We start from the raw sequence: 12,685 nt of genomic DNA, 5'->3' as shown, positions 1-12,685 counted from the left end.
CAGCGGCGCGGATCACCTCGCCGATCTGCACCGGCGGAAGGTAGCTGGGCTGGTCGTCGAGCCACGTGCGGGCGGGTAAGCCGGGCCGGACTGGTAGGCCTCGGCGGCGGGTTGCGCGCTGCTCGCTTCGGATGCCCGCGCCGCGTCGGCGAGCGGGCGTTCGAGTTCCCGGATCCGATCCTCCGGGTCGTCGTTTGCTGCCATGGGTTGAATATGCCATTCGCCCGGGCGATTTCGGCCGGTTCGGTAGTTTCTTGCATCGTGCCCGAGTTGCCGAACCGTCAGGTCCTCCTTCGCCGCCGCCCCACCGGCCTCGTTCAGCCGGGTGACACCGAGCTGGTCACCACGCCGGCGCCCGAGCCCGCGGAGGGCGAGGCGCTGCTGCGCACCACCTACGTCGGGATCGACGCCGCCGCCCGCACGTGGCTCGACGACCAGCCCAGCTACCTTCCGCCGGTGCAGATCGGCGAGGTGATCCGCGCCGCCGGGATCGGCGAGGTGGTCGCCTCGCGCTGCGACGCCTACGCCGTCGGTGACGTCGTCACCACCCTGACCGGCTTCTCCGACTACGCGATCATCCGCGACGACCTGTTCAGCACGCCCATCCCCGGTGAGGACGACCAGCTGGCGATCATGTCGGTGTACGGACCGACCGGCGCCACCGCGTATTTCGGGATGACCGACATCGGCCGGCCGAGGCCGGGCGAGACGGTCGTGGTCTCGGCGGCCGCCGGGGCCACCGGGTCGGTGGCCGGGCAGATCGCCAAGATCGCCGGCGCCCGGGTGGTCGGGATCGCCGGCGGACCCGAGAAATGCCGGGCCGTGGTCGAGGACTTCGGGTTCGACGCGTGCATCGACTACAAGAACGACAACCTGGCGGCGGCGCTCAAACAGCACTGCCCGAAGCGCGTCGACGTCTACTTCGACAACGTCGGCGGCCCCATCCTCAACGCGGTGCTGGGCCGGTTGGCCCCCCACGCGCGGGTCGTCCTGTGCGGGGTCATCTCCAGCTACCTCACCGGCGAGCATCCCGGTCCGGCCAACTACGTCAACCTGCTGTCCAAGACCGCGTTGATGCAGGGATTCAACGCCCTCGACCAGTGGGGACGCTTCGACGAGGCGTTCGCGGCGCTGCGGCGGTGGGAGGCTGAGGGCCGGCTCAAGCACAGGGAGACCATCTTCGACGGCATCGAGTCGTGCGTCGACGCGCTCAACGGACTGTTCACCGGGGTCAACATCGGCAAGACGCTGGTCAAGCTGAGCGAACCGTCCTCCCGCTGACCTGACCCGCGGTGTCTTCAGCACGCGAAAAGTCGCCGCCACGGCCCGGGTGTGGCATGCGTGGCACCCCGGCGCGTGGTTTCATAACACCGTTTGCAAAAGTTGCCTAGGGGTGGCGGGCTTGGGTCGAAACACGGCTTTCACGATTGGTGGGTTGTAGATGGATCGTCGCAGCATGATGTTGATCTCGGGGCTCGGCATGCTGGGGGCTGCGATGCGGTTGCCGGGCGCCTGGGCCGCCCCCTCCGCGCCGCAGGCACCACCCTCGGCCGGCGGCGGGCCCTACATCTTCGCCGACGAGTTCGACGGCCCCGCGGGCTCCCCGCCCGACCCCGGCAAGTGGACGATCCAGACCTGGCAGGACGACGTGTTCCCGCCCGTGGAGGGCATCTACCGCAACGACCGCCAGAACGTGTTCGTCGACGGGCACTCCAATCTCGTCCTGTGCGCCACCCACGACCTGCTGAGCAACACCTATTACAGCGGCAAGCTGCGCGGCAACTTCCGCAGCATGATCAACCAGACCTGGGAGGCGCGGATCAAGCTGGACTGCCTGTACCCGGGCCTGTGGCCGTCGTTCTGGGGCGTCAACGAGGACCCGCTGCCCGACGGCGAGGTGGACATCTTCGAGTGGTACGGCAACGGCAACTGGGCGCCGGGCACCACCGTCCACGCGGCGTCCAACGGCAAGACGTGGGAAGGCAAGTCGATCCCCGGCCTGGTCGACAGCAACTGGCACACCTGGCGAATGCACTGGGGCGAGGAGGGATTCGAATTCGCGCGGGACGGCGCCGAATACTTCAAGGTCCCCAACAAGCCCATCCACGTCGCCGGTGGCGCCCCCGACGATTTCCGGTGGCCGTTCAACATTCCCGGCTACTGGATGACGCCGATGTTCACGCTCGCCGTGGGCGGTGTCGGCGCCGGCGATCCGGCGGCGGGCACCTTCCCGGCGTCGATGCTGGTCGACTACATCCGCATCTGGTGACTAGCGCTGCGCTTTGAACACCTGAACCAGGTTGAATTGCCAGCGCTCGACGAGCCGGAAGCCCAGGTCGTGCGGGACCGCGAAGGCGGGGGTCGCCCCGTAGACCGGTCCGGGCGGGATCGCCGGACCGGCCTCGTGCGCCGGCTGTGACGGGTCGGCCTGGGTGATGATCCACACGATCCCGCACTGGCTCAACGGCCTCGCGACGACCTCGGGAATCAGGTTGGTGTCGAAGACGTCGTTGCGGTCGGTCGCCCGCTGCCACAGCGTGAGGTCGACCAGCTTGCGGTAGGCATCCGGGCGGGCCGCCAGCAACGGGCGCATCGGGGCAGGCATGAACGTCACCGTGTCGTTCACCAGCAGGCAATCGCCCGGTGCCGCCCGGGCGCTGATCAGATCGGCCACCTGGCTGTAGTCCATCCCGTACTTGGCATACGGATTACGCTGCGCCCGAACGTAATTGGGGGCAGCGGCGATGGCGAACAGGGCGACGAGGGCCGCCGTCAACCACGGCCGGACGCTCACCGCGGCGGTGCAGACGCCCAGGATCAGCGCCATGCCCGGCGCCGTGAACGAAAGGTAGCGCGGGGTGTAGATCGGGTGCACCAGCGCCGAGTAGGCCACGATCGCCGCGGTCGGCAGCGCGAGCCAGGCCGCCGCGAGGGCCAGCAGCTGCCCGTCGGACCGCGCCAACGGCGCGGACCTGCTGAGCCACAACACGATAGCCGCCGCGATCACCAGCGCCGACAGCACGGCGAACGGGGGGCTGCGTTCGAAATACTGTTGCACCACGACGTCTTCGAGCGTCCGGCGGCCGATCGGCGCGATCCAGCTGATTTGATGCGCCTGCCCCGCGACCGTCACCAAGAAGGGCGCCATGGCGCCGACCCCGAACGCCGCCGTGACGGCGAACCGCAGTAAAACCCCTCGCCCGCAACGGGATGCGACCAGCAGGACGACGTGCGCCGCGATCATCAGCGCGAGGTACACCTCCAGCGCGATCGACGCGGCCAGCGCTAGGCCGTAGGCCGCCCAGAGCCAACCGGTGTCGCGGCGCGCGGCGAGCACCAGCAGCACCGTCAGCCACACGGCGGCCATCATCGACAGCGCGTAGGGGCGGGCTTCGATGCCCGCCCACGTCGTGCGGGGCAGGACCGCGCAGAAGACGCCGGACGCCACCGCGACGGTGCGCGACGAAAACTGCCTGCCCAGCACCACAATTCCGGCGGCCGCGCCCCCGACGGCCAGGCCGCTCGGGGCGCGCGAGGAGAACTCGGTGGGCGGGAAGACCTGAAACCAGGCGTGCATCAGCAGGTAGTACAGGCCGTGCACGGCGTCGACGTTGCCGAGCATCCGCCACAGCTGGGCAAGCGAACGACTGTATGCGGCCGAGATGGTGGCGGCCTCGTCGTACCAGAACGACGGGCGGCCCGCGCCGCCCAGGCTCACCGCGACGGCGAGCAGCCCGACGAGCAGCGGGTCCAGCGCGGCCGACGGGCGGCGAAGCGGGTTCCGCACGCCGCTATGGTGCCAGAGCCCGATCGGGTTCCCGCCGCTGGTCGCCTACGCCCGCGTCAGTTGAGCAGCCACACGTGCCAGAAGCCGTCGGAGCCCTGGCGGCAGTCCCAATGGGTGTACAGGTGGTCGTTGTGCGTGATCTCGACGTTCGGGGCGTCCGCCTCGCAACCGGCCAGGCTCGAATAGTTGCCCTCGACCTCCACCTGGTCGGCACCGGCCACGCCCACCCCGGTGGTGAGCAACCCGGCCAAGGCCAATAGGCCAGCGGCACAAGCCATCTTCATCTGGGACCTCCCCTTGTTAGCTGAGCCGACTATATCCACCGGCCCGGCCGCGGGCTCGGAAACGGGAAACTCGGCGAACCGACCTCCCATTCGAACGTATGATCGATCGATGGGGCAGTTCGCGTCCATCGGGTACAACGGCCAGCCGGTCCGCAGCCCGTTCCGGGTGGTGCGGCCACCGCTCGCGGTCCTGGTGGACCTGACGGTGCTGTTCCCGCGCGAGCCGCACCGCTCCGGCCGGTACCAGCCCAACGGGCTGCAACTGCACAAGGTCGTCGAGGGACTGCTCAGCTGCTGGGGCCTCTGCGAGCAGGGCGACTGGTGGGGCCTGGTCACCTACCCGGTCGCCTACGGCTCGCAGCGCAAGACCGTCACGCACTGGGTGCCCGCCTGGACGCTGCGCCGAAAGCCGTTCTGAGGGCGGCGCTTACGCCGGACCCATGCGGGCGCGGCACCCCAATGCGATGATTGCTGCCCGTGGACGCAAGTTGGGGTTCGGTGCTGACCAAACTCGTCGCGCTGGCGGCGGTCATCGCGCTCTCGCCGATCACGGTGGTTCCGGCGGTCCTGGTTCTGCACGCGCCGCGGCCGCGGCCGGCCAGCCTCGCCTTCCTCACCGGGTGGGTGCTGGGCCTGGCGGCCCTCACCGCCGCGTTTGTCAGCGGTTCGGAGTTGCTCGGGGGCCTGCACAAGGCGCCGCCAACCTGGGCGTCGTGGGTGCGGGTGGTGCTGGGGTCCGCGCTGATCGCACTGGGCGGCTACCAATGGCTGACCCGGCATCGGCACGGCAGCATGCCGCGCTGGATGCGCTCGTTCTCCACACTCAGCCCAGCGCGCGCCGGCGTGACCGCGGCGGTGCTGGTGGTGCTGCGGCCCGAGGTGCTGATCATGTGCGCGGCGGCCGGCCTGGCCGTCGGCAGCAGCGGCCTCGACGCGGCCGGGAAGCTGGTGGCCGCCGCGGTGTTCGTCGTCATCGCCGCGTCAACCGTCGCCATCCCGATATTGGCGTATGCCGGCGCCGGCGACCGCCTCGACGATCCGCTGGAGCGCCTCAAAGTCTGGATGGAGGAGAACCACGCGACGCTGCTCGCGATAATCCTGGTCCTGATCGGTTTGATGGTGCTCTACAACGGGATTCACGCCCTGTAGATTGCTGCCCATGGCAGGTAGCTGGGGCACCGTGCTCACCGGGCTCGTTCCGCTTGGACTGGTCATCTCCCTCTCGCCGCTCACGGTCATCCCGGCGGTGCTGGTGCTGCAGGCGCCGCGGCCGCGGCCGACCGGCCTGGCGTTCCTGGCCGGCTGGGCGCTGACCCTTGCCGCGCTCACGGCGCTCGCCGTCACGGCCTCCCACCTGCTCGGCGGTCTCGACAAGTCGCCGCCGCGATGGTCGTCGTGGTTGCGCGTGGTGCTGGGTTCGGGGCTGATCGTGTACGGCATCTACAAATGGCTGAACCGGCACGGCGACACCGAGTCGCCGAAATGGATGCGCTCGTTCGCCACCATCACCCCCGCCCGGGCCGGGATCATGGGGGCGGTCCTGGCGGTGGTGCGGCCGGATGTGCTGCTCATCTGCGTCCCGGCCGGACTGGGCATCGGCACCGCCGGGCTCGGCCTCGCCGGTGACTGGTTGGCCGCCGCGTTCTTCGTCGCGATCGCCGCGTCCAGCGTCGCCATCCCGATATTGGCCTACGCGGCGGCCGGCAGCCGCCTCGACGACACGCTGGCGAGTCTCAAAGACTGGATGGACCGCAACAACGCCGCCCTGCTGGCGGCGGTCCTGGTCCTGATCGGTGCCATGGTGCTCTACCACGGGATCGACGCTCTATAGCCGCCGTCGGCCAGTCCCGCGTCCTCCTCGAGCCTGTTGATCGCGCCGAAGGCGTATTCGCGGACCAACTCTCGGCCGTAATCCCGCAGCATGCCCACGTAGCCCTTCTCCGCCCATTGCCGGCAGTGCCGCTCCTCGTGGTGCAGCACGCGATCCAGGTCGAGGCGGCTCTGCACGGGCGTCCCGTCGGCGCGGACGTACCAGGCATGCCCGGACTCGACGATCCGGCGAAGCCATCCCGCGGGGTCGGTGACCGCGCCCACGTTGACCATGAAGATGTCACCCCAGGTGGTGCCGCCGCGCCGGCAGAATTGGCGCTGGATCCAGTTGCCGCCCAGGCCCATCAGGATGCCGTTCGGCGTCGCGACGAGCCGCCCGCCGTTGCGATCCACGAACCTGACGTCGCGGGTGTAGCTCCAGCCGTTCGCGTTCTGCCGCCGCATGATTCGTGTGATTTCTGCCGCGCCATACGGCGTCGGGGGGAAGTCGGTGCGGTGCGCCCCCTTCCTGCCGTAGCCGGTGCCCGCGTTCAGGACGTAGGTGCACAGCGTCGCCGCGCGGGCGTCGCCGCCGCCGATGCCGCGGGGCAGGAGGAAGAAGGACTTGCCGTCCGGGTCCCGAATCTCCGCCGTCTTCCCGAGCACCCGAAAGGCGTCCGGGGTGATGGCGTGTCGCCGGGCGATCTCCGCGACGACGTCCGGGGCCACGCCCCGCCGCGCGGCGTTGTCCCGCCATGCCTGGAAGTAGCCCGGTGCGTCCATGTCCGCCAACCAATTTAGGGTGTAGCGAATGAACAGGCGGCCCTGGCAACGCGCGCGCGGCATCAAACAAATCACCCAGGGGCTGGGCACCCTCGACCGGGAGCTCTTCGAGGCGATCGCCGAGACGGACACGCCGCTGCTGGACACGGTCATGCCGCCGCTGACCCGGGCCGCCGACAACTCCAAGCTGTGGTTCGCCATCGCCGCGGCGCTGACGGCGACCGGAAGTAAGAGCGCCCAGCGGGGCGCGGCGCGCGGCGTGGTGTCGCTCGCGGTCAGCAGCCTGGTCACCAACCAGGTCGCCAAACGCATCCGCCGCCGCCCGCGCCCCGGCTACGAGCTGGTGCCGCTGGTCAGGCAGGTCCGCCGGCGCCCGACGTCGAACTCCTTCCCGTCGGGGCACTCGGCGAGCGCCGCCGCGTTCGCCGTGGGGGTCGGTCTGGAGAACCCGATGCTCGGTTTCGGGCTGGCGCTGCTCGCCGGGCTGGTCGGGCTCTCGCGGGTGGTGACCGGCGCGCACTACCCGGGCGACGTCGTCGCCGGGTTCGGCATCGGGGCGGGCGTGGCGGTGCTGGGCGGCCGGCTCGTCCCGCCGATCGTCGAAACCGCACTGCCCAAGGCCGAACCGCTTCGCGTCCCGGCGCCCGAACGCCCCGACGGCGCCGGGGTGGTGCTCGTCATCAACCCCGAATCGGGCAGCGGCACCGGGTCCCGTGTCGTGGACGAGGTGCGCGACGCGCTGCCGAGGGCCGACATCCGCGAACTCGGCCCCGACGACGACCCGCAGCAGGTCCTGCGCGAGGCCGCCGAGCGCGCCGAGGTGCTCGCCGTCGGCGGCGGCGACGGCACGGTGGCGGCCGCGGCAGGAGTGGCTATCGAGACCGGGCTGCCGCTGGCCGTGTTCCCCGCCGGCACGTTCAACCACTTCGCGAAGGACATCGGCTGCGACACCGTGGCCAAGACCGTCGACGCGATCCGCCGGGGCAGCGTGGCGTGCGTGGACCTGGTGTGCCTCAACGAAAGTCAGATGGTCCTCAACACGGCGAGCATCGGCGCCTACCCGACCTTCGTGCAGCAGCGCGAGAAGCTGGAGAAGCGCATCGGCAAGCCGCTGGCCGGTCTCTACGCGATGTTGCACACCCTGCGCCGTGACGAGCCGGTCCGGATCTCCTACGACAACAAGACGCTGCTGACGTCGCTGTTCTTCCTCGGCAACTCGCTGTACCTGCCGACCGGGTTCGCCCCGTCGCGGCGGACCCGGATGGACGACGGCCTGATCGACGTCCGGATGCTCGAGGCGGGACGTCGGTGGTGGCGGACCAGGATCCTGACCGCGCTCGCGCTGGGGCGGCTGGAGCGCAGCCCGCTGTATCACGAGCTGCAGGTGCCGGAGTTCGCGTTCACCGCCGTCGACGGCCCGACGGTCATCGCGTGCGACGGCGAGGTGGGCGACGAATACGAGAAGGCCAGCTTCTCCGCGAAATACCGGGTGCTGCCGGTGTTCCGCCCCTGCGACTAGGCCCCCTCGGTCAGGTTCCGCACCCGCGCGTAGCGCTCGTGCACCTCCGGCGTGGGGTCGGCGGTGTACTCCTCGGTTCCGGGTCGGGCCCACGCGGGCGGTCGCGCCGATCCGCTCAGCGCCCAGGCCGCCTGCCGCGCCGCCCCCAGCGCGACGTACTGCCCCGGCGCGGGCACCGAGACGGGTACGCCGAACACCGCGGGGGCGATGACGCGCACGGCCCGCGACCCCGCGCCGCCACCGATCAGCAGGATGCGCCGCGCGACCACGCCGTGCGCGGCCAGGTGGGCGAGTCCGTCGGCGAGCCCGCACAGCAGCCCTTCCACCGCGGCCCGGGCCAGGTTGGCCGGCGCGGCGTTCGCGACACGCAGGCCGTGCAGCGCGCCGGAGGCGTTGGGGCGGTTGGGCGTTCGCTCACCCTCCAGGTAGGGCACCAGGACCAGCCCGGCGCTGCCCGGCGGCGCGGACAGCGCGAGCTCCGACAGGCCGTCGTGGTCGACCCCCAGCATGGCGGCGGCCGCGTCCAGCACCCGGGCGGCGTTGAGCGTGCACACCAGCGGGAGGTAACGGCCGGTGCCGTCGGCGAACCCGGCGACAAAGCCCGCGTCGTCGCGGACCGGGCCGGCGGTCACCGCGGCCACCACGCCCGATGTCCCGACCGACACGATGACGTCGCCCTCGTCGGCGTCGAGGCCGAGCGCCGCGGCGGCGTTGTCGCCGAGACCCGCGCCGAATGTGGTTGTGCCGCTGCAGGTTGCGTTCGACGGGCCCAGCACGGCGGGCAGGCGCGGGCGGCGGCCCCGCATGGCCAGCTCGAGCAGGTCGACGCGGTAGGAGCCGCCCGCCGCGTCGTAATAGCCCGTCCCGCTGGCGTCGCTGCGGTCGGTGGTCAGCGCCGCGATGTCGGTGTCCCCGCGCAACCGCCAGCTCAGCCAGTCGTGCGGCAGGCAGACGGCCGCCGTGCGGTCGGCGTGCCCCGGCTCGTGGTCGGCGAGCCAGCGCAGCTTGGCCACCGTGATCGCGGCCAGCGGCACCACGCCGACGGCCCGGGCCCACGCCCCCGCGCCGCCGAGCTCGTCGGTGAGCGCGCGCGCCGCGTCGGCCGAACGCACGTCGTTCCACAGCAGCGCCGGCCGCACCACCTCGCCCCTCGCGTCGAGACACACCATGCCGTGCTGCTGCGCCCCGACCCCGATCGCCTCCACGCCGTCCAGGCCGCCCGCGGACGCAATCGCCGCGCGGGCGGCGGATTCCCATGCGGCGGGGTCGATCTCGGTCCCGCCCGGATGGTCGGCCCGCCCCTCGCGGACCACCTCACCCGTCGCGGCGTCGCAGATCAGCACCTTGCAGGACTGCGTCGAGGAGTCGACGCCGGCGACCAGCGTCATTCGCGGGCCTCGACGAGTGCCCGGAGCGTGGCCCGCGCGCCGCTGCGGTGCAGGGAGTCCAGCGTCCACAGGTAGGGCTCGACGAAGCGGGGCTGGTCGACGAGGTCGCCGAACACCGCCCGGTTGGCGAGGAACGCGGTCGGGTCGTCGCGCTGGGAACGGGCTATGGGGACGAGCGTGCCGGCGAGCCGGTCCACCACCTCGATCGGCCGACCGTCTTCGTCGACGCCCTCGGCGTAGCGCGCCCAGCTGGCCACGATCGCAGCGGACACCCCGACCGGCCCGCCGCGTCGCAGGTTGTCGGCGACCACGGGCAGCAGCCACTTGGTGATGCGTTCCGACGAGTCGGCGCACAGCCTGGCGACCGTGTCGCGCACGTGGGCGTTGCCGAAGCGGGGGAGGAGCCCGTCCTTGAAGTCGGCCAGTCCGGGGACGGGGGTGAGGGTCGGCATCGCCTCGTATTCCCAATAGCGGTGCAGGAATTCGGCGATCAGCGGGTCACGGGCGGCCTCGTGCACCAGCCGGTACCCGGCCAGGTACCCGAAGTAGCACAGGCCCTGGTGGCCCGCGTTGAGTAGCCGCAGCTTCATCGCCTCATACGGCGCCACGTCGTCGACCAGCTGGACTCCCGCCATGTCCAGCGGCGGCCGGCCGTCGGCGAAGTCGTCCTGGAGCACCCACATGGCGAACGGCTCGGCGACCACCGGCCAGGCGTCGCGCACGCCGAATTCGGTGTGCAGCCGCTCGATCGCGGCCGGCGTGGTGGCCGGGGTGATCCGGTCGACCATCGAGTTGGGGAACTTGGTGTGCTCGCGCATCCACCGTGCGAGTGCGGGACTGAGCCGCTCGGCGTACGACGTGAACACGTCCCGCGCCACGCTCCCGTTCTCGACGATGTTGTCGCACGACACGATCGTGGGGGAGGGCAGGTCGCGTTCGCGGCGCCGGTTCAGCGCCTCGGCCACCAGCGGGTAGACGTCGCTCAGCGGCGGGTGGTAGCCGCCTTCGGTGATGGTGAGTGAGACGATCCGGGTGGTCGGGGCGGCGAGCAGCTCGATGACCGCATCGGGATCGTCTGGGGCGTAACGGAAGTCGACGATGGAGCCGATGACGCGGGGCTCCCGGGTGCCGTCCGGGTGTTCGAGGATCAACGTGTACAGGTGGTTCTGGGCGCGCAGCGCGTCGCGCATGCGCCGGTCATCGGGCAGCACGCCCACACCGCAGATTCCCCAGTTTTGGGCGAGCCCGTCGCCCAGCAGCCTGTCGATGTACATGGCCTGATGGGCGCGGTGGAAGCCGCCGACGCCGAAATGCACGATGCCGACTCTGATTTGGCTGCGGTCGTAGGCCGGGACGGGGATGCCGAGCGCGCCCAGGTTGCGCGCGCTCAGCTCCATTCCCGCAACTTAGCTCACCGCTAAGCGTTGGGGCAGAGATCGCGCAAGGCGAAGATCACGACGTCCGCGGCCTGCCGGCCGTTGATTCCGCCGGTGCCCTGGTCGGCGTCCGAGCGCTGGATCGCCAGGCCCTCGAGCTGTTGCGGGGAGGCGCCCCAGGAGAGCTGCTGGCACAGGTCCGCCCCCATCTGCAGCAGCGCGTCGTCGCCGCCATTGACGGCGTGGATGCCGGCGTTGTGCAGGTCGTTGATGAAGGCAACCGCGTCGGCCCGGGCCGGGCTGGCCCAGACGATGCCCGCGGCCATAAGTGGGGCGCCTGCGAACGCTGCGCCCATGAACCGGCCATAGGGCCGCTGTGCTGCCATCGAAATGTTCTCCTTCGTCCCGTGCCCGAATCGCGGATGATGCACTTTTACACGAAAGCGCCGCCAAACACGCTGGGGAAGATAAATCCCGATGATGAATTGTGGGCAAAGACCGATGGCTATGCGTCCGGGCACAGATCGCGGACGGCGTCGATGACCACGTCGTCGGCCTGTTGAGGGGTGATCCCGCCGGCGCCCTGCCGGCTGTCGGAGCGCTGCAACGCCAGACCCTCGAGCTGCGACGGCGGGGCGCCCCACGACAGTTGCTGGCAGACGCTCAGGCCCATCTGCACCAGCGCCGCGTCACCGCCGCTGACCGCATGGATCCCGTTCTTGTGCAGGTCGCTGACGAACGTGGTCGCGTCCGCGTGCGCCGGGCCTGCCAACGCGACACCGGCCACCAGGACGGGGCCACTCACTAGCGCTGTCTTGATGAATCGGCCGTAGGCCCGCTGTCCCGGCATGGCGATCCTCCCTTTGATCGTTCACCGTTCGTTTACCTCTATAGAACCTTTAAGACATGTTGGGTCGCCGAAAATTCCCTGGGAATGAGCTGCGGAAAAATTCGGATCGGCCAGACCGCAACGTTGCTGCGACGAGGTCTTTGCCCTGCGCGGCCGCGTACCCGGCTCGTGACGCCCTTGTGACGTCACCATTTGGATACGGCGCGGTGCGCCGCCTCGGGCGTTTCGTGGTGACTACCGACAATTGGCTCGTTATCTGCTGCATCAGATATGTGAGCGCGAATTAAAGGAGAGTCGGCGCTGATGGCGATCGTCGATCGGTTCAACATGAAAGTAGTTGCCAGCCTTGGGTTGTGCGGAGCCGCACTTGCGTTGAGCCCGGATGCGGCAGCCGCTCCCCTGAAGACGGGCGGCTACGCCTGCGTTCAGGGGCAGGCGGGCGAGGTCGGGGGCCCCGTCGCGGGCGCGCCGCTGGCCGGGCCCGGCGCCGCGGGCGGAGCGGCCGCCGGTGGCGCGCCGACCGCCCAGGTCTGCGCGGCCAGCGCGCCGCTCACCGACATGGCCGGTGTGCCATTGGCCGTGCCCGGGCCGTTGCCGGTCGGCGCTCCCGTGCCCTTGCCCTTGGGCGCGCCGCTGCCGCTGCCGTTGGGCGCGCCGCTGCCCATCGCGCCGGTGGTGCCCGCCGGCGCTCCGCTGGTTGCCCTCGGTGGGCCCCTGGCGGCCGGTGCGCCCCTCGAAGGAGCCCCGCTCGTCGACATGTCGGGGGTCAAGGATGCCCCGACCGGCCCCGCGCCGGCCGGAGGGCCCCAGCCCGGTCAGCCGGTTGCTCCCGGCCCTGGCGCACACTGAGTTCCACTTCACGACGGGAACGGACCCGCTGGTCGAAACC

General features: G+C 70.7%; 14 protein-coding genes. 7 read left to right on the top strand and 7 right to left on the bottom strand.

Translation table 11 applies throughout. From position 1 onward, the window contains the following. Positions 1 to 261: 261 nt before the first annotated feature. Together A9X03_RS27255 and A9X03_RS27250 are read left to right on the top strand one after the other, a co-directional pair. On the top strand, positions 262 to 1,281 hold the full coding sequence (locus tag A9X03_RS27255) for an NADP-dependent oxidoreductase (protein WP_067782504.1): 1,020 nt from the start codon (positions 262 to 264) through the stop codon (positions 1,279 to 1,281). Positions 1,282 to 1,441: 160 nt separating this feature from the next. Beyond that, the gene (locus tag A9X03_RS27250; protein ID WP_067754140.1) at positions 1,442 to 2,269 is read left to right on the top strand and encodes a family 16 glycosylhydrolase; all 828 of its coding nucleotides are present in this window, start codon (positions 1,442 to 1,444) and stop codon (positions 2,267 to 2,269) included. Here the strand turns inward: A9X03_RS27250 and A9X03_RS27245 are convergent, their stop codons facing one another. Together A9X03_RS27245 and A9X03_RS27240 are read right to left on the bottom strand one after the other, a co-directional pair. Beyond that, positions 2,270 to 3,787 (bottom strand): glycosyltransferase family 39 protein, encoded by a 1,518-nt coding sequence (locus A9X03_RS27245; RefSeq protein ID WP_067754136.1) that lies wholly within the window; start codon positions 3,785 to 3,787, stop codon positions 2,270 to 2,272. Between the two features lie 56 nt (positions 3,788 to 3,843). Continuing rightward, a complete protein-coding gene (locus tag A9X03_RS27240) occupies positions 3,844 to 4,071 on the bottom strand; it encodes a hypothetical protein (protein ID WP_067269225.1) in 228 nt (75 codons plus the stop codon). Positions 4,072 to 4,180: 109 nt separating this feature from the next. Between A9X03_RS27240 and A9X03_RS27235 the strand changes: the two genes are divergently transcribed. The 3 genes from A9X03_RS27235 (at position 4,181) to A9X03_RS27225 (ending at position 5,902) form a co-directional block, all read left to right on the top strand. Continuing rightward, positions 4,181 to 4,489, top strand: coding sequence for a hypothetical protein (locus A9X03_RS27235; protein ID WP_067754133.1), 309 nt, complete (start codon positions 4,181 to 4,183; stop codon positions 4,487 to 4,489). An 80-nt stretch (positions 4,490 to 4,569) separates the two neighbouring features. Next, positions 4,570 to 5,220, top strand: a complete 651-nt coding sequence (locus tag A9X03_RS27230) for a GAP family protein (protein ID WP_067754130.1) — start codon at positions 4,570 to 4,572, stop codon at positions 5,218 to 5,220. 10 nt (positions 5,221 to 5,230) lie between these two features. Further along, the gene (locus A9X03_RS27225; RefSeq protein WP_067754147.1) at positions 5,231 to 5,902 is read left to right on the top strand and encodes a GAP family protein; all 672 of its coding nucleotides are present in this window, start codon (positions 5,231 to 5,233) and stop codon (positions 5,900 to 5,902) included. Here the strand turns inward: A9X03_RS27225 and A9X03_RS27220 are convergent. Continuing rightward, entirely contained in the window at positions 5,878 to 6,663 is a 786-nt protein-coding gene (locus A9X03_RS27220) for a hypothetical protein (RefSeq protein WP_068263915.1), read from the bottom strand. The genes A9X03_RS27225 and A9X03_RS27220 overlap by 25 nt on opposite strands. 28 nt (positions 6,664 to 6,691) lie before the next feature. Between A9X03_RS27220 and A9X03_RS27215 the strand changes: the two genes are divergently transcribed. Continuing rightward, positions 6,692 to 8,182, top strand: a complete 1,491-nt coding sequence (locus A9X03_RS27215) for a bifunctional phosphatase PAP2/diacylglycerol kinase family protein (RefSeq protein ID WP_068263910.1) — start codon at positions 6,692 to 6,694, stop codon at positions 8,180 to 8,182. On the opposite strand, the gene A9X03_RS27210 is transcribed toward A9X03_RS27215, so the two are convergent. The 4 genes from A9X03_RS27210 to A9X03_RS27195 all read right to left on the bottom strand — a co-directional run bounded on the left by A9X03_RS27210 (position 8,179) and on the right by A9X03_RS27195 (position 11,796). Beyond that, positions 8,179 to 9,570 (bottom strand): FGGY family carbohydrate kinase, encoded by a 1,392-nt coding sequence (locus tag A9X03_RS27210; protein ID WP_068263907.1) that lies wholly within the window; start codon positions 9,568 to 9,570, stop codon positions 8,179 to 8,181. The genes A9X03_RS27215 and A9X03_RS27210 overlap by 4 nt on opposite strands. Then, on the bottom strand, positions 9,567 to 10,967 hold the full coding sequence (locus A9X03_RS27205; RefSeq protein WP_068263904.1) for a mannitol dehydrogenase family protein: 1,401 nt from the start codon (positions 10,965 to 10,967) through the stop codon (positions 9,567 to 9,569). Before A9X03_RS27205 ends, A9X03_RS27210 begins: the two co-directional genes overlap by 4 nt. 20 nt (positions 10,968 to 10,987) lie before the next feature. Next, positions 10,988 to 11,272, bottom strand: a complete 285-nt coding sequence (locus A9X03_RS27200) for a DUF732 domain-containing protein (protein ID WP_197498986.1) — start codon at positions 11,270 to 11,272, stop codon at positions 10,988 to 10,990. A 179-nt stretch (positions 11,273 to 11,451) separates the two neighbouring features. Continuing rightward, on the bottom strand, positions 11,452 to 11,796 hold the full coding sequence (locus tag A9X03_RS27195) for a DUF732 domain-containing protein (RefSeq protein ID WP_068263900.1): 345 nt from the start codon (positions 11,794 to 11,796) through the stop codon (positions 11,452 to 11,454). Positions 11,797 to 12,099: 303 nt separating this feature from the next. Here A9X03_RS27195 and A9X03_RS27190 point away from each other — a divergent pair, with 303 nt between their 5' ends. After that, the gene (locus A9X03_RS27190; protein WP_067754119.1) at positions 12,100 to 12,645 is read left to right on the top strand and encodes a hypothetical protein; all 546 of its coding nucleotides are present in this window, start codon (positions 12,100 to 12,102) and stop codon (positions 12,643 to 12,645) included. The last annotated feature ends 40 nt before the right edge of the window (positions 12,646 to 12,685 follow it).

The organism is Mycobacterium sp. E1715 (assembly GCF_001667625.1).
Lineage (GTDB): Bacteria > Actinomycetota > Actinomycetes > Mycobacteriales > Mycobacteriaceae > Mycobacterium.
The sequence above is the reverse complement of the archived record's forward strand: the minus strand, read 5'-3'. Positions and strand labels throughout refer to the sequence as shown.

Coding starts and splice junctions, on each gene's coding strand:
- A9X03_RS27250 (WP_067754140.1), top strand. CDS start 1,442: ATGGATCGTCGCAGCATGATGTTGATCTCGGGGCTCGGCATGCTGGGG.
- A9X03_RS27240 (WP_067269225.1), bottom strand. CDS start 4,071: ATGAAGATGGCTTGTGCCGCTGGCCTATTGGCCTTGGCCGGGTTGCTC.
- A9X03_RS27235 (WP_067754133.1), top strand. CDS start 4,181: ATGGGGCAGTTCGCGTCCATCGGGTACAACGGCCAGCCGGTCCGCAGC.
- A9X03_RS27225 (WP_067754147.1), top strand. CDS start 5,231: ATGGCAGGTAGCTGGGGCACCGTGCTCACCGGGCTCGTTCCGCTTGGA.
- A9X03_RS27220 (WP_068263915.1), bottom strand. CDS start 6,663: ATGGACGCACCGGGCTACTTCCAGGCATGGCGGGACAACGCCGCGCGG.
- A9X03_RS27215 (WP_068263910.1), top strand. CDS start 6,692: ATGAACAGGCGGCCCTGGCAACGCGCGCGCGGCATCAAACAAATCACC.
- A9X03_RS27210 (WP_068263907.1), bottom strand. CDS start 9,570: ATGACGCTGGTCGCCGGCGTCGACTCCTCGACGCAGTCCTGCAAGGTG.
- A9X03_RS27205 (WP_068263904.1), bottom strand. CDS start 10,967: ATGGAGCTGAGCGCGCGCAACCTGGGCGCGCTCGGCATCCCCGTCCCG.
- A9X03_RS27200 (WP_197498986.1), bottom strand. CDS start 11,272: ATGGCCGCGGGCATCGTCTGGGCCAGCCCGGCCCGGGCCGACGCGGTT.
- A9X03_RS27195 (WP_068263900.1), bottom strand. CDS start 11,796: ATGCCGGGACAGCGGGCCTACGGCCGATTCATCAAGACAGCGCTAGTG.
- A9X03_RS27190 (WP_067754119.1), top strand. CDS start 12,100: ATGGCGATCGTCGATCGGTTCAACATGAAAGTAGTTGCCAGCCTTGGG.